This is a genomic window from Winogradskyella maritima (assembly GCF_042650215.1).
GTDB lineage: Bacteria > Bacteroidota > Bacteroidia > Flavobacteriales > Flavobacteriaceae > Winogradskyella > Winogradskyella maritima.
This window is the reverse complement of the sequence record NZ_JBHSAT010000021.1, coordinates 73,798-94,265: the sequence shown is the minus strand read 5'-3', so window position 1 is coordinate 94,265 and position 20,468 is coordinate 73,798. Positions and strand designations below refer to the sequence as shown.

General features: G+C 37.0%; 12 protein-coding genes. 4 read left to right on the top strand and 8 right to left on the bottom strand.

The genetic code is table 11. The features are described from left to right. The coding region (locus tag ACFOSX_RS11925) for a hypothetical protein (protein ID WP_386101307.1) at positions 1-495 on the top strand (495 nt) is incomplete at its 5' end. A gap of 226 nt (positions 496-721) precedes the next feature. On the opposite strand, the gene ACFOSX_RS11920 is transcribed toward ACFOSX_RS11925, so the two are convergent. The 8 genes from ACFOSX_RS11920 to ACFOSX_RS11885 all read right to left on the bottom strand — a co-directional run bounded on the left by ACFOSX_RS11920 (position 722) and on the right by ACFOSX_RS11885 (position 16,083). Further along, positions 722-2,668, bottom strand: coding sequence for a putative porin (locus ACFOSX_RS11920; protein ID WP_386101304.1), 1,947 nt, complete (start codon positions 2,666-2,668; stop codon positions 722-724). A 129-nt stretch (positions 2,669-2,797) separates the two neighbouring features. Then, a complete protein-coding gene (locus ACFOSX_RS11915) occupies positions 2,798-3,559 on the bottom strand; it encodes a hypothetical protein (RefSeq protein ID WP_386101301.1) in 762 nt (253 codons plus the stop codon). A 15-nt stretch (positions 3,560-3,574) separates the two neighbouring features. Continuing rightward, positions 3,575-5,089 carry a RagB/SusD family nutrient uptake outer membrane protein gene (locus ACFOSX_RS11910; protein ID WP_386101298.1) on the bottom strand — a complete coding sequence of 505 codons (1,515 nt, stop codon included), beginning with the start codon at positions 5,087-5,089 and terminating at the stop codon, positions 3,575-3,577. A gap of 11 nt (positions 5,090-5,100) precedes the next feature. After that, positions 5,101-8,142 carry a SusC/RagA family TonB-linked outer membrane protein gene (locus ACFOSX_RS11905; RefSeq protein WP_386101295.1) on the bottom strand — a complete coding sequence of 1,014 codons (3,042 nt, stop codon included), beginning with the start codon at positions 8,140-8,142 and terminating at the stop codon, positions 5,101-5,103. 309 nt (positions 8,143-8,451) lie between these two features. Continuing rightward, on the bottom strand, positions 8,452-10,392 hold the full coding sequence (locus ACFOSX_RS11900) for a S8 family peptidase (protein ID WP_386101292.1): 1,941 nt from the start codon (positions 10,390-10,392) through the stop codon (positions 8,452-8,454). A 354-nt stretch (positions 10,393-10,746) separates the two neighbouring features. Beyond that, the gene (locus tag ACFOSX_RS11895; RefSeq protein ID WP_386101289.1) at positions 10,747-11,511 is read right to left on the bottom strand and encodes a hypothetical protein; all 765 of its coding nucleotides are present in this window, start codon (positions 11,509-11,511) and stop codon (positions 10,747-10,749) included. 19 nt (positions 11,512-11,530) lie between these two features. Continuing rightward, entirely contained in the window at positions 11,531-13,018 is a 1,488-nt protein-coding gene (locus ACFOSX_RS11890) for a RagB/SusD family nutrient uptake outer membrane protein (protein WP_386101286.1), read from the bottom strand. 11 nt (positions 13,019-13,029) lie between these two features. Continuing rightward, complete coding sequence (locus ACFOSX_RS11885) at positions 13,030-16,083, bottom strand: SusC/RagA family TonB-linked outer membrane protein (RefSeq protein ID WP_386101283.1); 3,054 nt, start codon at positions 16,081-16,083, stop codon at positions 13,030-13,032. Positions 16,084-16,289: 206 nt separating this feature from the next. On the opposite strand from ACFOSX_RS11885, the gene ACFOSX_RS11880 reads away from it, so the two are divergent. The 3 genes from ACFOSX_RS11880 to ACFOSX_RS11870 are packed head-to-tail and all read left to right on the top strand — an operon-like array spanning position 16,290 to position 20,401. Next, positions 16,290-16,892 (top strand): ribonuclease HII, encoded by a 603-nt coding sequence (locus tag ACFOSX_RS11880; protein ID WP_386101280.1) that lies wholly within the window; start codon positions 16,290-16,292, stop codon positions 16,890-16,892. Between the two features lie 33 nt (positions 16,893-16,925). Next, a complete protein-coding gene (locus ACFOSX_RS11875) occupies positions 16,926-19,298 on the top strand; it encodes a hypothetical protein (RefSeq protein ID WP_386101277.1) in 2,373 nt (790 codons plus the stop codon). Positions 19,299-19,351: 53 nt separating this feature from the next. Continuing rightward, positions 19,352-20,401: a nucleoid-associated protein gene (locus tag ACFOSX_RS11870; RefSeq protein ID WP_386101274.1), complete on the top strand. Its 1,050-nt coding sequence runs from the start codon at positions 19,352-19,354 to the stop codon at positions 20,399-20,401. Positions 20,402-20,468 lie beyond the last annotated feature (67 nt).

The following is a 20,468-nucleotide window of genomic DNA, read 5'->3' as shown; positions in this document are numbered from 1 at the left end:
GCCAGGATCAAACTCTTCATCGTTAAATTTTTAAGTGTTTCCACTTACATCTTAACAACCAAAAGGAATTTAATTTCTAAGTACTCAAAATGGTCTATTCTTTTGTCTGAAGACAACCGTTTCCGGCCATCTTCTACGCTGTCAATTCAATATGTTAATGAACTTTTTCTTTTATTTACTCAAGGCGTTTATCTCTTAAGCGGGTGCAAATATAAAACCCTTTTTTATTCCCCGCAAAACTTTTTTCAAAAAAATTTGAAATCTTTTTCTCGATCAGCTCGGCCCGGAAATGAACTCCCCAAAATCAACTATTATCTAGCCGTTTTGAGCGTGCAAATATACCACCCTTTTTTACTCACGCAAGTGCTTTGGGGAATTTATTTCAGGGATATTACACAGCCCGCCTCAAGACCCTGGGGAATAGGTGTTTGGGCGACGATTTTTTTTAGACTTTTCCCGAAAGGATTGGATATGGATATAACTCCGGGGTTTTAAAAGGGCCCCGGGATAACGGCTGTTGAAATTATAACCTACAAGGGAAAAGACCGCGACACAAGGCCTGCGTTAGGCCAGCCTACCGGCTGCTGGCAGGGATAGTAGCGGATAGCCCACAGGGGCGAAAGCCCCTTTTTGGCTTGAGCAACGAGGACTTGGAGCGGAAAGCGCGGCGCCCTGAGCGATCGCTAATAAGGGGAGCGACGGGAACAACACCCAAATTAAACTATAAAAAGAAATTCCAAACTAGACCGAAACGTACCGTAAAATCTCTGTAAGGATAGCCTGGAGCGGCGAAATAGTCGTAACCCGTAAAGGATGAATTAATATGTTCGGCCTTTAAAAAGATTCTGGTTTGGCGAACCTTAGCATTAAGGAAAATATCTAGTCTTGGAAACCCACCTAATTCAGTTTCGTTTTGTGTAAAAAATTCTGATAACAATGGATCATAGCCATCCATAGTGTAGGACGTGAAATAGTTAAACGTAACTCCCGCTTGAAATTTTAGCGCTTTCTTGAAAATTTCGTCAGAGTAATATAATGTGTTACGTGTTACTAGATTCGGTAAATTGAGTACGTTATCCGCACCACTGACATTTTGAAATAATACCGTATTGTCTAGAGCAAATTTGCCTAGTTTGAATTCTCGCTGTGCCATAACTCTGAGTAATTGCATAGGTACAGATGACTGAACAGGCTTTATGGCATTAAGCTGAAGATCACCACCGATATCTGTCTGAGTAAAGAAGGTGTAGTTATCTATATTAGTGATATCTAAAGTTGCGTTGAGGAGCTTTTGGGACTTAATTGAAAACTTGAGCGCCTGGTTTCTTACGTTTTCAAACTGATCTACATTGTCCCAATTGTAGTTAATATAATCACTTTGATAAAGTAAATGGTTGTAATTTGGAAGTCTTGAACTTATATCAATTCCTGCTTCTAAAGAGAGGTCATCGGTTACTTTATAATTGATATTACCTTTTAATGTGTTACCCTTTAACTCATCCGATAGGTTTGCGCCGATGGCACCTTCAATAGTAAGTGCACCGATAGTATTGTAATAATTGCCTGTAAATCCGAAAAAATTCGTTTTTATACGATTTCTAATTTGATTGTTATCAATTACTGCAACAGTATCGTAACCGTAATTGATGTCTCTGTAGTTGATTCTAAAATCGACTGTTCCGATGGTTTGCGATTTAAAGTTAAGTCCGGCATCGGTATAGAAATTCTCTAAGGTTACCTTATCACCAACCGTATTGGTAAATGCATTTCCAAAATAATCTTCTGATGCATTGTTCTGATAGAAATGAAAGTATTTATCTTCAAACGAAACCGTATTAACTATTTTTAACTGTGACTTACTTATCGTGTCTTTTGCTCTTACCAAGGCATAATGATGATCTAAATAAAATCGCTTTCCTTCTAAGCTACTTGCCGTATTTGATAATTGTGGGTCATATATAGTTCTATCTAAAAAATCTTCTTCTCCTGATTGAAAATTTAATATATCAGCATCAGTAAGTCCACCATTTTCTTGATTCAGCAAATCTTGCATAACAATATGAGCGTTCAAACCATAGCGTTGATTCTTAGCTATATAATTGGTAGTAAACCGAAAATTACCAGAACTGCTTAATACTCGTTGATAATTACCCAAGGAACGTACCCCCTTATAAGCTATAGAAAAATTAAATTGAGGCGACGTATTAACGGCAAATATAGCGTCTAATGCTTGTCCTTGCTCAAAAGCAGTTTTATAAAACAATTCCGTTAATGGTGTTGGCACTCTGTAATAATAGGTGTCTTCTACTTCCATATAATTAAAATGCTTAGCTCGCGCTCCAAATAGTGGCATTATTGAAACATGGTCTAGATCTCTTGTTAAGCTATTATAAGGTTGCCCCATGTTGGCAAATGGCATTAATCCAAAGTCATCCTTTCTGAGGTAGTTGTATTTATAATCTTTTTTTAGGGTAAGTGTGGTATCAACGTAAGTTGTATCTCGGAGAGATGACCAGAATTGATATTGTTTGATTTGCGGTTTAAGATCTTTTTTTAATATCGTTTTCTTTTCTTGACGCTTAATAGAATCTTTAGCTGCTTCCTTAGATTGTGCACCTACTAGAAATACTGAAAAATTCAGTGTAAAAAGAAAAAGGAATCTTCTCATATTAATCTTTAAATAATCTAAAACGCAAAGAACGTGGTTTTATTTAAAAAATTTAGAGATACAAATAAAAAAGCCCGAAAAAAATCTCGGGCTTCAATTAAATGAATCGCAAAAACGATCCGTTTAATTTTATTGATTCACGCAGAAATCTGTTGACTCTGAAGAGTTATTATTATCTAAATCTCCACTACCACTTGCAGCAACTAAAGCTCCGCATGATACAGAATAGGATCCAGAACCTTGTCCGTCTCCATAAGAATCAAACATTGTAAATGTATAACAGCCATCATCAAGTGTAACATTAGTCACGTAGGTTTCGGTAAATCCTGAAGGCCCATCAGAATATGGCCCGTCACTTGCTACAACCATTCCAGAAGAATCTGTTATCTCCCAAGAGTTTTCGCTTCCCCAACGATCTGTAGTAACAGACACAACGTAATCATTACACGGAACATTATCATCAACAATTGTAATTACTTTAGAAGTGTTCTGAACACCTTCACCACCAATTCCTACTGGCAGTCCACTAGATGTTGATAAAGAAATTTCAACATCAAGATCGCCATCAATATCGTCGTTATCAATTGCCTCGAAAGATAATGTAGCAGAAGTCATTCCTGCTGGGATTGTTAAAGTTCCCGAAGAAGGTGTTAAAGCATATCTTGAAGGGTCACCAGTGGTCTCAAAATTTATAGTCGTTTCTGAGGCCTGAGGCGAAGAAAGCAACACATCAATTTCTACAACATCACCTGAATTTTCAATTATAGCTTCAGCCGAACCATCTTCTAATTGAACGAAGTCAACACCGTTATATGTTGGGTTTTCGTATTCATCGCAACCTACTAAAAGAACGAGAACACTTATGAATGTAAGTTTTAAAATATTTTTCATAGTTTTTGTTTTTATTTACTGAGTGTATCCTGGGTTTTGTTGCGCTCTTAAACCAGGGTTACCATCAAACTCATTTAAAGGCAAAGGCATAGTCATTCTAAAATCAGAGTTACTTAACTCACAGCCATTGGCAAATTGTTCACAATCCAACGGATCCCTTACAATATTTTGATTTGCTCTTGCTCCAAGCCTCTTAACATCCTTCCATCTATGACCCTCAAACGCAAACTCTACTCTTCTTTCATTTAAAATAGCAGCAAAAGCTTCCGTTTGATTATTAAATGAAGGTAAATCTTGACTCGAACCAAACCTCTGATCCCTAAGTTGCTTTAAAACAGACGCAACTGAATTTGATGAACCATTAAGACTGTTGCTATCCGCATAAGCTTCAGCTATTATTAATAACATCTCTGAAGATCTAAATACTTTTAAATCATTCATTAATAATTGACCTTCAGACCCAGGATATTTACCTACTACGAGAATATCTTCGTTCACAAAATCAGTCGTGTTTTGATAATCATCTGATACTGTTGAAGATGGTGCTAAATAAGCATCGTATCTTACATCCTCTGGGTCAAACAGATTAAAAAGATTTCGACTAAATTCATAATAAGCACCACCACCCGCGGTGGCATTTACGAAAGCATAGATATTACCGACCCAGCCCCCTGCATTTACACTACCCGAAGCTCCCTGAAAATCAAACGGCCCATTAAATGTTCTCTCAAATTTAAAAATTATTTCTGCATTACTTTGATCTAACCAAATATTCATAAATTGATCTCTAGTAGCCAAAGGATAGCGTGAAACAAGATTCTGGGCTAGTGGCAATGCAGTTGAATAATCTCCACGATAAGCTGCAACTCTAGCTCTCAAAGCAGTTACAAAATCTCTGGAGACAAAAGTTCCAGTTCCACTACTCTGATCAGTTAAAAGACCTTGTGCCAAATTCAAATCTTCTGCAATAGCCTCATATACCTCACCATTTGTATTTCTTAAAGGCTGATCAGCTATACTAGGAACTCTCAAGGATAAAGGCACCCCCAAAGCAGCATCATTAGAGTAATCTGTAGAGAAATAAGATAACATTTGAAAGTGAGAATAAGCACGTAGTGCATAAGCTTGCCCCAGAATATTATTGTAAGCTTGTTGCTCAGAAGATTCTGGTGTTAAAGCTTGAGCTGCCTCCAACAACCTGTTAATCTCATTTAATTGCTGATATCCATCTAACCAAAATCTATTTGCCGCAGTTGAACCTGCGTTTAGTTCAAAGATAAATCCTGTAGTGAAGTTTTGACCTCCAGTTGCGACTCCTGGCGCAACTTCATCTGTATAACCTGATGCGAATGCAATTTCTGGAGTAATATCGTAGGTACCGTAAACTCCTAAAATTCCTCTTTCTAAATCGTCCACATTCTTAAATGCATTATCTGCAGTAAGGCGACCTGCCTGTACAATGTCAATGGCATCATTACATCCCATAGCCAATGCAACTACCACTAAAACTAAATATTTTATTTTTTTCATTTTATTTTTTTTTAAAGTCCTAATTCAACTCCCATCGAAATAATCTTAGGGGTAGGGTACTCAAGACCGTTCACTCTGGAAGCAGCATCGAACCCTCTAAACTCAGTAAGGGTAAATAAATTTTCTGCATTTGCGAATAAACGTAATTTAGCAATACCCGTATTTTCTAAGGCACGTTCTGAGAAACTGTATCCAACTTGCAGAAATCTTAACCTCATAAAATCCATAGGGACCAAGAAGCGATCTCCTGAAAACTGAATATTCGTTGCATCTAAGCTTGGAACGTCTGTAAAACGATTTTCCGGAGTCCATGCTCTTAACATATCTGCAGATAGTCTAAAATCTCCAATAACATTTCTATTCATGAATCTAGAGTAGTCATTATCAAATTGATCTCTTCCAGCCTCAAACTGTAATTGAGCTTGTAAGAACCAACCTTTATAATCGATATTAAGATTAAAGCTCCCCGTCCAATCAGGAATACCGTTTCTACCCGTCCAAACACGGTCATTATCCACATCTGGAGTCTCCGTTAAATTATCATTAGCGTCTAAAAATAAGAGGTTACCGGTTGCAGGATTAACCCCTGCGTATCTAAAGGTGAAAATCTCAAACAATTCACCACCGTTACGACCTATACCAATAATTTCACCATTCTCGGCTGGCAAATCCTGTAATTCAGTTTTATTATAGTTTGTAACTACCCCCACTCTCAACGTAAGATCATCGTTTCTGATAAGATCGTAATTTAAATCTATATCAAAACCTCTATTGAACAGTGTTCCAGTATTAGCTCTAAGCCCATACTGACCATTAATACCTGAAATACGATCATCTTGAAATAAGTCCGGTGTTTTCTTTTCATAAACATCAAAAGCGCCTCTAAGCCTGTTATTGAATAAAGCAAAGTCCAAACCAATATTAGCTTGAGCAACGGTTTCCCAACGTAACTGGTCATTCGCAATCTGATTAAAACTTAAAGCGTCTTGACCTCCGTAACCCAAATTCAATCCGTAAAAACTAAAAATTAAGTCGGCGCCACTCCAATAACTGTTTCCTGCAATACGCTGATTTCCTGTCTCTCCATAGGACGCTCTTAGCTTAAGGTTATCAAAAATAGAATCTTCCATGAACTCTTCATTGGAGATATTCCAGCGTGCTGAAGCAGACCAGAATGTTCCCCATCGATTTGTCGTTGAGAAACGATAGGAGGCATCACGTCTTATTGTCGCGTTGAAGCCATACTTATCATCAAAGTCATAGTCCAATGTTCCAAAATAAGATAGAAGACCAGCATCCAATCGATCAGCAAAAACCGTATCTACTCTAGCATCGTTGTCTGGGACATCTGCAAGAAAACCGGCATCATCACCTGGAACAAATAATACAGGATCTAAACCTCGCGCCGTAAATCCAAAAGATCTCAAATGCGCCTTAAAATATTCTAAGTACCCTGCTACACCAATAGTATGCTTCCCAAATTCTCTTTGCCAATTCAAACTCGTTGTAGACTGAAATGCAAATTGTCTATTAGAGCTTTGTGTTGCAAATCCGTCAACCAATGGATTAAATCTCAATTGATTTCTAGAAATCGGATCTTGAGAACTGATTAAAGAAACACTCTGATAGTCCCCGCCCATTTGCAAATTGGCAGTAAGATCATTAGTTATTTTGTAAGATGCGTTTAATCCCGCAATTATTTTCAACTCTTCGTCGAACCTAGTACGTGTGGCTAGATTATCAATGATATAGAATGGCGCATAATCCAAGAAGAAATCTCTTGCCAAAGCCCTACTACCTGGATAATCATCCGGAGTGAAATAAGGCAACGAAGACAATGCTCCAAAAAGTGGATTTTGATTAACTCCGTTACCTCCAATACCAGTAAGTCGATTATCCTTCGCATAATTTATAGACACTGATGTGCCATAATTGAATTTACCATTTGAAGATGATCCGTTAATATTATTTCTCAAATTAAAACGCTGTAAGTTACTATCTTGAAGTATACCCTCTTGATTAAAGTATCCAAGCGATGTAAATTGCGAAGAGTTAGCTGATCCGCTAGACAAATTTAACGTGTGATTTTCAGTTACACCAGTTCTAAAAAAATAGTTTAACCAATCAAAATCGGCTTCTTGAGCAATTTGCTCATCAGTAAAAGGAGCTCCTGTGCCAGGAAACAATACATTTCCACCAGATTGCGCTCCATTACCCTGACCTGCGCCACGTCCTCGTCCAAATCTACGTTCAAGTTCTAAGATTTGCGAAGTATTAGCAAGGTTATAACGATCTTCTTGAAGCGATGCATAACTTATAATCCCAGTATAGTTTACCCGCAACTCCGAATTATTAGAACCTCGTTTAGTAGTAATTACTACAACACCATTAGCACCACGATTACCATAAATAGCAGTGGCACCAGCATCCTTAAGAATATTGATTGATGCAATCTCATTTTGATTTAAACTCCTAAAATTATCTTCGTTTATCACAACACCATCCAAAAGGAATAAAGGCTCAGTGTTACCATTAATAGAATTGACTCCACGAATCTGTACGAGTGAATTAGCACCAGGCTGACCGCTATTTGTTGAGATATCGAGTCCAGGCACCTGACCTGCTAAGCTTTGCACCAAACTTGCATTAGGCCTGGTTTCTACAGCATCAGCAGATAACTGTGTTGAAGCAATTGAAGATTTTGATTTTGCAAAAGTAGCATAACCAGTTATAACAACTTCTTCAAGCGTTGCAACGTCGTCTTCTAGCGCCACGTTAATAGAACTGCTAACACCAACTGCTCTCTCAGTAGTTTTCATGCTAACAAATGAAAAAACAAGAACTTCTCCTTGATTTGCTTTGATGGAATAATTTCCATCGAAATCAGATTGCGTTCCTCGTGTCGTTCCCTTCACAATAACATTAACCCCGGGAAGGGGCAACCCATCTGAAGCTGAGGTAATAGTACCTGAGATAGTCTTCTCTTGCGCAAATGTTGTTTGCACCAATAGAAGCATAATAAAGGTAAATAACCGTGTAAATTTTAATTTCATAAAACAATTATTTAAGTTAGTCCAAAACAAAAATCTTAATAAAAAGTTAGAATTCCTAAGATATTGTTAAGCAATACACAGATTAAATTAATTTTTAGTGAAATAAAGTAGATAAAATTGGTATAATAAGGACAAATTACTTTGAAAATTTTATTTTATACCATGTTCATACCCAAAATTTAGCTAATATTTCATCCATAAATAATTCAATTAATTCGACTTATTATATACCCAACAAAAAACCAGCAAAGTAAGCTTCGCTGGTTTTATTTATATTTAAAACTGTGAACCTATTTTAGGACTACCAACCTATAAAGCTTTGATAATTCTTTTTGTTAAAATCCCAATATCAGTATTAATTTCAATAAAATAAACCCCATTGTTAAGCTTACCAATGTCTATAGTATTGTAACCTATTAATTCTTCAAATTTTCCATGTAAAGCTAATCTACCCATCGCATCATATATTTTGTAGCCTTCAATTTCATAAGCAGAACCATTATAGGTATTTATTATGTTTTGTGCAGGTATAGGATAAACTTTAAAGCTGTTTTCTAAAAGAGAGATATCATTAGCACTTAAAGTTGCAAGTGACCCACCCGTTACAATTATGCTGTAGTTTTGCTGAGCACCATCTAGCACCCCTTTATGGTTTATTGTCACTGTGTATGTATCACCTACTGATGGGCTGTCTACTTCAACTTTTTCAAAATTATCAACATCATTAGTAGTGTTACGAGATGCCGCTTGACCTAATGATGCAGGAAGTCCGAGCTTCCATGGAAAGCTATCCACACCGTCTTTAGTTAATTTAATGTCTAAATCATTCACTAAAACAGGAGTGGCATCATCAACTGCTGTCGCATATCCTCCGCCAAAAAAAGTTGCATTTGGTGCAGGATCCGTCCAAGATAAAGAAACCATTAATGGCTCCGCTCCATTTGCAACAACATCAAAAGTTTTAGTTTCTAAATTTAGAAGTGTTGATTCTTCAATATAAGAACTTGAGTTGTTATTACTGATTGCTAATGCGGCTTTCTCCCCATTAGCTAATCCCCATCCAAATCTATAGTCTGGCCCTTTAAATACTCCTGTCTCATCTGCAGTGTGTAAGAGTAGACCCTTAACAGTAGCAGCGAGCATAAATTGAGAGTTGATATTATTATAATGTTCTTGCAAGAGAATCAATAGTCCAGTAATAGCTGGCGCAGACATCGAAGTTCCCGAGGAATTTCCATAACCAGTAAGTGATGAATTAGATGTAGATAGAACATTTACGCCTTGTGAAGAAATATCTGGTTTAATACGTCCATCATCTGTCGGCCCCCAATTACTAAACGACGACATTTGTACACTAAAAGGTCCCGTGTAGTTTTGAACCTCATTAACAGCGGCAGAAGTAATGCCATTTTTAGCTGTAGACAAACCTGTTAAAAGATCAAAACCGTTATTCTCTAAATAATTATATCCACCTGGTTGGATAGTATTATTTCTATCGTTACCAGCAGATACTACAGGTAAATAATATGGATATGTACTAGTTGTAATGTCTAAAGCTAGAGATTCACCCTGTGTGTATTTACCAAACTGGTACTGAGGTAAATTATCTGCTCGGAAACCATAAGAATGATTAGATAATAATAATCCAGCAGAGGCGGCAATTGACATCTCTAAGTTATCGTTGTCAGAAGTATAGGCATTTAAACTGGCATTATACGCAATACCTCTACCTGAATTTGATGCAGAATTATTTCCGGAACTAATTATTGTACCAGCGACATGCGTTGCATGAAAATTAACAGCCCCCCCACCATCAATTATATTTATTCTACCATTAAGATCTAAATGAAATTGTTGAGGATAACCGTCTTCAGCCTCCCACAAGCCAGCAGTTATACCTTGCCCTGTAAGATTTAAGTTTAATGCACCTCCAGGATGCAGTGCGTTTGCTCTAATTGTTTGTGCTGAGTCATCGTTAAACGACACATAGTACATAGGCTTTCCCTCTCTAGAAATATCTCTAATATTAGAAACATCGATAGATTCCATTTGTTGAGCCGAGAGACCACTTAAATAATTATTAATACGATCCTTACGTAATTGGTTTTGAAGTGCTAAATAATTTGTTACTTCTGAATTCAAGTTCTTATCGTAGGTAGAAATAATTTCTTTTCTTTCTGTCTCAGTTTGACCAGAAATGCTAATCCCAAAATGCAACAAGAAGATAACTACAATATATTTTCTAAACATAACTCATTTTTTTTGTAAAAGTAACAAAAAGTTAGATGATATCTAATTGCAAAATAAATATTAGAAAAATTATAAAAAATGGACTTTTCTTAAAGATTCCAATTATAAAGGCTGTTACATAAGAAATTAAACAAAGTGAAATTGTTTAAAATAAATACAACTCATAATACTATCAATAATAAAATTAAGCTTGATGTTACAAACAAAAACTATCATTTTCCAAATTTGGAAATTTGCAATAAAAAACTTGAAATACTCTAAAAAAAACATTTTTTAGGATAAAAAATCGAGCATAAAAAAAGCCCGAGAATATCTCGGGCTTTTTTGGTATTTATATATTCAGAAAATACTTCTTTATTGATTCACGCAAAAATCAGTAGATTCAGAAGAATTTCCATTGGCTAAATCTGGGCCACCGCTAGCAGCAACTAATGATCCACAAGCCACGGAATAAGTACCAGTACCCATACCATCGCCGTAAGAATCAAACATTGTGAATGTATAACATCCATCTGCTAATGTCACCATAGTATCATATGTTGCAGTGAAACCAGCTGGTCCGTCTTGGTAAGGTCCATCACTTGCTACAACAGCACCAGATGAATCTGTGATTTCCCATGAGTTTTCACTACCCCACCTATCTGTAGTTACAGAAACTAGATAATCATTACATGGCACATTATCATCGATAATTGTTATAGTCTTACTAGAACCTTCTCCTCCAGCACCAGCAATACCTACAGGCAGTGTACTATTAGGATCAAGTGAAATAACAATATCCACATCACCATTGATATCATCATCATCAATAGCGGTAAATGTTACAGTTCCTGAAGTTTGCCCTGCAGGAATAGACACAGACGTAGATGAAAGTGAATATCTACCGGCGCCTCCGTCTACATTGAAATTAACAGTAACATCTTGAGATTGTGGGCCACCTAAAATGGCTGTAACCTCAATAACATCACCACTGTTTTCAACTACACTAACAGCTCTATAATCACTGAATTGTACAAAACTATCAGTATCCAAGCCTAAAAGCACATCATTATCTTCTTCACAAGCAACGATAAAACAAGCCGCAATAGATAAAGAAATATATTTAATTATATTTTTCATAATAAACAATTTTTAATTATTAGTAACCTGGGTTCTGTACTAGGTTAGGGTTCTCTATTAACCAAGTCTGCTGTAATGGCAATTGCCATTTAGTGTCACCGGCCGCTAAAACTTGCCCTGGAGGTACTACACCTGACCCATCAGCGAGGTGTCCGTTACCAGTTCTCTGCACACCACTTGTGTGCATGCTAGGAATACCTGAAACACCTTGTAAACGCTTAAGCGTAAACCATCTGTCACTAGACTCAAAAGCCAATTCTTTTCTACGCTCAAGCATAATAGCGTTAAATAAATCATCTCCAGATTCACCACCAGCATAAGAACTATATCTAGCGTCTCTTAATCTGTTTAACGTCTGAAGCGCCGCAGCCTCATTACTAGGTGTATTTAAGTAATGTGCCTCAGCAACGTTAAGAATTACTTCTTCTACTCTTAAGTAACGACCGTCGTTAAGACCTTGTTGTTGAACGCCGTTAATATACTTGTTTACTATAATCCAAGTTTCACCTAAACTATTGTTAGTTAATGTCTGGAAATAAGCATCTATACGTTCAGGCTCAGTTGCAGGGTCGTATAAGTTATAGAAAGCAGCATCTACACTCCATTCTGGAATTAAACTCTGACCAGAACCTTGGCTAAAGTTTACATCTAATAGTGGATCTGAAACGATAAAAGGTAATTCAAACAAAACACCTGGGTTGTCAGCAGAAATCCATAAAGGAAATAACTCACTCGCCGCAGCGGGACTAACACTATTTATTACTTGTTGGCCAGCCTGAATCACTCTAGCATAATCACCTTGAGCTAAAGCAACACGGCTAATTAAACCTCTTATCACATTTGCATTAATTCTCGTAGTTTCACCAGCATTAGCAGCTCCAATTAACGAATTAGCTCTAGTTAAGTCAGCGGTGATTAAGTCGTAGACTTCACTTACAGTAGACAGACGTGCTGGCTCAGCAAATGGCTCAAACTCGTTACTATAAACAATACCTAAAGAACCCCCTGCAGATGCAGACTGAGTAGGCATTTGCGAATAGAAACGTGCTACATCAAAATGTAACATGGCTCTTGCAGCTAAAGCTTCAGCTTCAATACCATTCTTAAAATCTCCATCCGGCAAATTATCTATATTCTGTAAAATTAAATTAGCTCTAGCGATAGCTATGTAAGCCTGTTGATATAAAGCCGTTGGTGATGTATTATCATTATACAACCAGCTATGGCTTTGAAAATTACTACCCCTTCCATTAGGGTTAGTGATCAAATTGTCTGAGAGTAAATCTCCTACAGCTACCAAGTCTCCAGAACCTCCAGAGCCTCCATAGTAACCAACAGTTTTCATTCTACTGTACACACCACGTATTGCAGATTCGAATTCAGATGGTGTTTGAAAGAAATTTTCTATTACGATACTGTCAGGATCTTCCTGAAAGATATCTTCATCAGTACACGCTGTAAACACAAGCGTTACTAACATTAGTTTAAATATATATTTTATTTTCATAGTCTTTTATTTTAAAAATTGATGTCAAAACCAAAGCTAAACGACTGTATTTGAGGATAGCCATTTATATAAACCGAGTTACTTACAGTTGCTCCGTTTTCAGATGAACCAATACCAACTTCTGGATTACCTTGGAAGCCTGACCAAATAGCTAAATTTTGTGCTTGGAAATATGCCCTAACAGTGTTTATACCTGTACCAGAGAAGACATTCTCCCCAAAGGTGTAACCAAAAGTTAAGTTTCTCCAAGATAAGTAAGATGCATCTTGTAAGAATTGAGTGGTATTAGCTTCAATACCATTAACCGTTGGTCTCTGGAAAACACCAGTATCACCTGGTTGTTGCCAATAATTTGTAGCACCAACAACCTTATTGTTTCTCCAGTTTGCTGGGTCATGTAAACCTAATGACTGCTGATTAAAAACATAATTACCATACGTATAGTTAAAGTTACTGCTCAAATCAAAACCTCTATAGTTCGCCCTAAGACCAAACCCTCCAAAAAACTCAGGCAGTGGTGATTTATCACCAATAGGAACGGCATTAGCTGCACTAAATACGTTAGTTTCGTTACCATCAACATCTAAATAAATAGCATCTCCGTTTGCGGGATTAACACCGGCATAACGCACTAAATAATGTGTAAATGGCTCTAAGCCTTCACGTAAAATAGATTGCCCTCCTGAATAGTTTCTGATTTGTTCATCTCCTAAAGACGTAATTTCGTAATCTAAAGCTGTTATGTTTCCAAACACGGTAAGGTTTAAACCATCAGGATTTCTCAATACATCGTAATTTAAATCTACTTCTAAACCAGATACTCTACTATCACCTAAATTAACCGTGGTATTAAATGCACCTGATTCAAATGGTAAAGAATCAGCGAATAAGAAGTCTTTTCTTGTGTCTTGGAACCAATCCACCTTACCTCTTAACCTAGAACCCTGTAATAATTCAAAAGCTATACCTAAGTTAATCTTTTCATTACTTTCCCAAGTCACATTCGGATTAGCAATAGCAAAATTAGGAGTAGCAATAGGGTCATTACCCAATAAGCCTCCTTGATTAATTGCAGTAAAATTAGTATATAGTCCTAGTACAGCATCATCTCCTAAAGTACCATACGATCCAGACAGTCTTAAGCTATTCACCCAACCAGCAGAATCCATAAATGACTCTTTAGCTATATCCCAAGCCAAGGAAGCTCCATAAAATGTACCATATTGGTTATCAAGACCAGCCAATGAAGATCCATCCCTTCTTACATAACCGTCAAAGAAATATTTACCGTCGTAGTTATAATTTAGAACTCCTAAAAGAGCAACACGAGATATTCTTGTACGTCTTGTAAACGAATCTTGATCAATAGAGCCAGCTAGGTTTTGCGTGTCTTGAAAATCATTGGGAAACGTTCTACTATTTAAGTTGATGAAGTAATTATTTTCATCCTGATATTCAGTTGCGAATGTGGCCTTAAAATTGTGGTCTCCGAATGACCTACCATAAGTAAGCTCATTTCTCCAGTTATAATCAAAATCGTCTGTTGACGTATCTGTTTTAAGACCCTGGGTCCCAATAAAAGTATTTAATCTAGCCGAAGGCTTTAAGAAATTTTCTGACTGTCTTCTGTCATAAACTGCACCGAATTGTGTACGGATTTTTAAATCCTTTAATATAAAATACTCGGCATATGCATTACCAAAGAATCTCACGTTTCTAACCTCTTGGTCAGTTCCAAAAATCTCATCTAATACCTGGTAGCCAAAACTATTTAATCTACCGCTGATGTTAAAGATTGGATCCCCGTTAGCATCTAAAATCTGATTTCCATTACCATCTACTTGAAACAACTGCTCATATGGGTTGTTATTAATTTCTGACCAGAAAGGTGACTGTACGTTTTGACGATCTCTTGGATCATCTCTTCTCGTATACACTCCATTGACAGTATATCCAATGTTAAATTTGTCAGTTTTCAAATTATTTGTTAAAGACGCTGACAATCTTTGAAACCCTTCATAACCGACAGCGATCCCTTCATCAGAATCATATCCTAATGATATTCTAGTGTTTGAGTTTTCGGTACCTGAGCTTACAGAAAAATTATAAGATTCAGTAAAACCTGTCTTATAAAGGATATCAGCCCAATCTGTATCTACTTGAGATAATTCATTAATCTGAGCATCAGTATAAGATCTACCTAAACCAAGCGGGTTGCCCGTAAATGGATCTGTTACTTGTGACAAGGCATTTTCGTATTCTAATTTTTGCCTAGAATTCATTAAATCTACACGGATAGGGAATCTATCTGACACACCATAACGCGCATTTAAGCTAAATCTAGGCTCACCTTCAACACCTTTTTTAGTAGTAATGATAACAACACCATTTGAACCCCTACTACCATAGATAGCAGTCTGAGAAGCATCTGTCAATACCTGCATTGACTCAATGTTACTTGAATTAATCGCAGGAATATCAGCTTGATTCATATATGTACCATCAACTACATAAAGAGGGTTACGAAGACCATTAGCCGTCGATGGACTAAATGCTCCACGAACGTTGACGTTAGCAGCACTACCTGGCGCTGTTGAACTAGCAACAACACTTACACCAGACATTTGTCCTTGCATGGCTCTATCAATAGAAGTTGTAGCAACAACAGCCTTAAGCTCATTTGCACCAATAGAAGAAACACCATTTTTTCTTTCTTTACCTACATCAAAAACACTACCAACTATTACAATTTCATCAAGAGATTCAGCATCCTCTTCCATGCTCAAGCTGATAGTAGAAGCAGCTCCTACTGTTCTTTCTACATTTTTATAACCCAAGTAAGAAAAAACAATTACATCTCCTGAGTTAGCTCTGAGGGAATAATTCCCGTCAAAGTCTGTTTGAGTACCTCTCGTGGTACCCTTCACAATTACATTTACGCCTGGTAAAGGCAAACCGTCTGATGCGGCCGTAATTGTACCTGTAACGGTCTTCTCCTGTGCAAAGGAAAATTGCATTACAAACGCCATAAAAAGCGCCAATAACCATGTTAACTTTAATTTCATAAAACAATTATTTGAGTTAGTCTCCCGCAAACATCTTAATAAAATATTAAATATCCAAGTGCAATCCATAAAAATATGTTAAAGAAAGTCCTATAAAATCTGAGGATTCGGCAAATTCTAAATAATTCCTTTGTACAATGAGAAACTATAAGAATTTGGTATTGATATTTTAACATTTTGAATTAACTTTCTGATCGGAAATTTACATGGATTTATTACAAAATTTTTCAGGTTTATTATTAGAATGTGGCACCGATGAAGCCGGTAGAGGTTGCCTTGCGGGACCGGTCACTGCAGCAGCAGTTATTCTACCTTCAGATTTTAAGAATGAAATACTTAATGACTCCAAACAACTTAACGAGATTAAGCGGTTATTGCTTAAGCCTATCATTGAGGAGCAATCCATCAGTTTCGGTGTACACCATATATATGAATCGGAAATTGATAAAATAAATATCCTGAACGCATCAATCCTTGCCATGCATAAGTCTATTGATGCGCTCACATCTCGACCAGAATACATCATTGTCGATGGTAACCGCTTTAAACCTTACAACAATATTCCGCATAGCACTATTATTAAAGGTGATAGTAAATACTTGAGTATTGCAGCCGCTTCCATCTTGGCAAAAACATATCGAGATTTATATATGGAGACTATCCACGAAGAGTTCCCTATGTATAATTGGAAAAAGAATAAAGGCTACCCCACCAAAGAGCATCGGGAAGCTATTAAAAAATATGGTCCGTGCAAATACCACCGAAAATCATTTCGGTTATTGCCCGAACAATATCAATTAGAATTCTAAGGTTTTATATTTGTAGAACATTTTAAACCCTCAATGAAAAAAACTTTGCTCATTCTTCTGTTGCTACTCGGAGTTTCGAGGTGCCAAAGAGACTTCAATACCAAAACCGACGCTATTCAACTTATACCTTATAAAATGGACTATATTATTAAGGTAGATAATTTGAAGGATTTAAGCAGTCTTTCTGAAAACCATCCTGTACTTTCAAAATTAACAGATAACCAAATTTCAAATTACAAGGCGCTACTTCAAAAGTTGAATACCACTGATATGTCTTATTTGGGTTTTAAAGTACATGGCGATGAATCGCTATTTAGCATTAGCACTAAATTTCATGACAGCCTCATTGCGCAGGATTCTACGGCATACCATCTCCCCATTTCGCCTTCAATGAGTATTGGTGAATTGGGCTTAAAAAACGATACCTTATATTATAGACAGATTGATAGTTTGTTTTTCGGGAGTAATTCTCAAAGTTTGGTCAGTACGGCAGACACTATTAAAACAAATTCCAACACTGCATCGCTTATACATACCATGAGCGACAATGCGTCTGCGGGTTGGATGGCATCGGCTAACTCTCCGCTGTACCACAAACTAAGTTTAGGCACATCGACTGATAGTATCAGCCTATCAAACACATCCGCCTTTGATGTCGATTTTGATTCGGATGCCATTCGCTACAACGGTATTACGAAACTAGATTCATTGTCATTAATATATATATTGAATAGTACAACCGCCCAAGAACTGAAATCCCAAAAGATAGCACCAAGGAGTGTAGACCAATTAACAAGTATAAGTTTTAATGATTTTGAACAGCTTCGCCATAATCTAGAAAGCTACACCAAAACGAAGCTTGATTCTACAATCCCCTTTCTCAATTACAGTGATGAGATAGCGCTTTTTAAAAGCGAAAAGAATACCTCAGTTGTCGTTCACGCCATTGACGCCCAATTGATGAAAGATTATATGGAACAGCAATCATTAGTTGAGACTTTCAGGGATTTTTCTATATTTCAAATTGAAGACGAATCGGTTTTCAGGCGTAATCTTTCACCACTTCTTCAGCTTGAAGATGTCAACTATGTCGTTCAAATTGAAGACTTCTTTGTGTTTTCGGATAAGGTTTCAACTCTTCAGACTATTATCAGTTCAAACTTGAATAATCAAACGCTATCCGAAGCTGAAGCTTTTAAATCCATTAACGAATCCTTGAGCGATGCTTCTTCCCTATTCGTCTATAAAAACGGGGAAAGTCTTTCGGAATCTTTGGGCGACGACTTTAAAGTCTTTAATGCCAATGCCGTTCAATATATTGTTGAAGATGATTTTGCGCATATGAACGGTGTCATTAAATCCTTCAACGCATCACGACGCTCTGCTGGAATTTCCGAAGCTTTCAATTATAAATTACCAGACGCTATTTTGAATCCACCGCAAGTCGTTAAAAATCATATTACCAAAGGAAAGGATATTTTGGTTCAGGATGTAAAAAATAAAATTCATTTGATATCGGCTTCGGGCCGTCGCTTGTGGACAAAGCAACTCACTGGAGAAATCCTTGGACAAGTAGAACAGATTGACATCTACAAAAACGGGCGACTGCAACTCGCCTTTGCTACCGCTAATCGGCTGTATGTTTTAGACCGAAACGGCAACGATGTTGGGCCGTTTCCCATTAAATTTAGGGATAAAGTCACCCAACCTTTATCGGTGTTTGATTATGATAGCAAACGGGATTATAGATTGCTCATCACGCAAGGTTCTAAATTGCTGATGTATTCTACCAAGGCAAAACGTATCAAAGGATTTGACTTTAAAGGTTCTAATTCTGAAATCTTAACACAACCAAAACACATCCGTAATGCCCGGAAGGATTATATCGTATTCGCTCAAGGTAATCGACTAAAAATCCTGAATCGTCGTGGGCAAAACCGCATCAACGTCTCAAACACAATTGATTTTTCGGGTAACCCAATTTTCCTGCACAAAAACAAATTCACCACTACCAATAAAAATGGGCAACTGGTTCAAGTAGACATGCAAGGTCGTGTTTTAACTGTTGCGATGGGATTAAAAACCAATCATAGCATAGACGCCACAAGTAAAACCTTAGTGAGCTTTTCTGAAAATGAACTGAAAATAAGAGCCAAAACCTTAGACTTGGATTATGGCGATTATACAGCGCCAAAACTATTTTATCTCAACGATAAAATCTACGTTACACTAACGGATAAACAAGCAAAAAAAGTACATCTGTTTGACAGTAAAGCTGAGTACATGCCCAACTTCCCCGTTTACGGCTCAGCATCAGCAACGATAGCCAATCTTAACAATTCGGGGGGATTAGAATTGGTTACGCAAAGTGATGACCAAACCATTTTGGTGTATCACATTAATTAGCCCTTCACATTTGCCCCTGATTTTTGTACTATTGCAGTCCTTAATTTTCAGTAATGATTAAACGCCAAAAAGCGAGCATTAACAAGCTCATTATCCATAAAGTTGGAAACAAATTCAACGACACCAAAAACGCATTTTCTGAGGCACCCGTCGATTTTGATGAAGCCACCTACCATTTAATGTTGCCCTACCTCTTGAAGCCTTTTGTGAGTGTTGCGGAAACGTTTCGTTTTCATCATCATTCAGACGTTGGGCTTAACGAAATCAACACCTATAGCGAGCAGATTTTTTCGGGCGATACGGATTTTGTAGAGGTGTCTAAACACATAGTAACGCATTTGTTTGAACAAAGCAATTCTGCCCAAATAAAAACAGGGGATGTCATTGTTTGTCATTTTGAAAACATCCAATATCAAGATTTTTTTACCGACGCAGTTGGGATTTTTAAGATTGAAACTAAGACTGAATTTTTTCAGACGTTTTTGGAGCAAAAGAGCTATGATATCATGGTGCAGAAAGGTATTCAAGCGAAGAAAGTGGATAAAGGTTGCCTAATTTTGAATACATCTGATTTGGAAGGCAAAATTGTACTGAGTGTAGACAACAATAATTATGATGCCCAATACTGGATTAAAAGCTTTTTAAATATCGCCTACCCGGACGATAGCAACCAGCACACCAAAAATTATATTGAGCTTTGTCGTGAGTATTCCAAGGCCATTTTACAGCCCAATTTTGGCGGGCAAGAGCAAAGTAATTTCTTGGCTAAAACGGTGGATTTCTTTAAGGAAAATGAAATTGTAAATGTGGAAACCTTTAAAGAGGAAGTCTTTGAATCTGAAGAGCAAATCCAACAGTTTGAAGACTACAAAAAAGTTTACGAATCCGACAACAATATCCTTATCCGAAACCAGTTTGACGTCTCCGAAATAGCGTTAAAAAAGCAAAAACAAAAGATAAAAACAGAAATAAAGCTCGACACTAATATTCAAATTAAACTAGATGTCGACGCTCCTGATGCTTCCGCTGAATTTCTAGAACGCGGTTTTGACGAGGAAAAGAAAATGCATTATTACAAGGTATTTTTTAACGCGGAGAGTTGATTGAAAATTTTTATCTTATCAATCCAAACACAAACAGAAAATGTTTTTCCTAATCAACTTCGGTAAA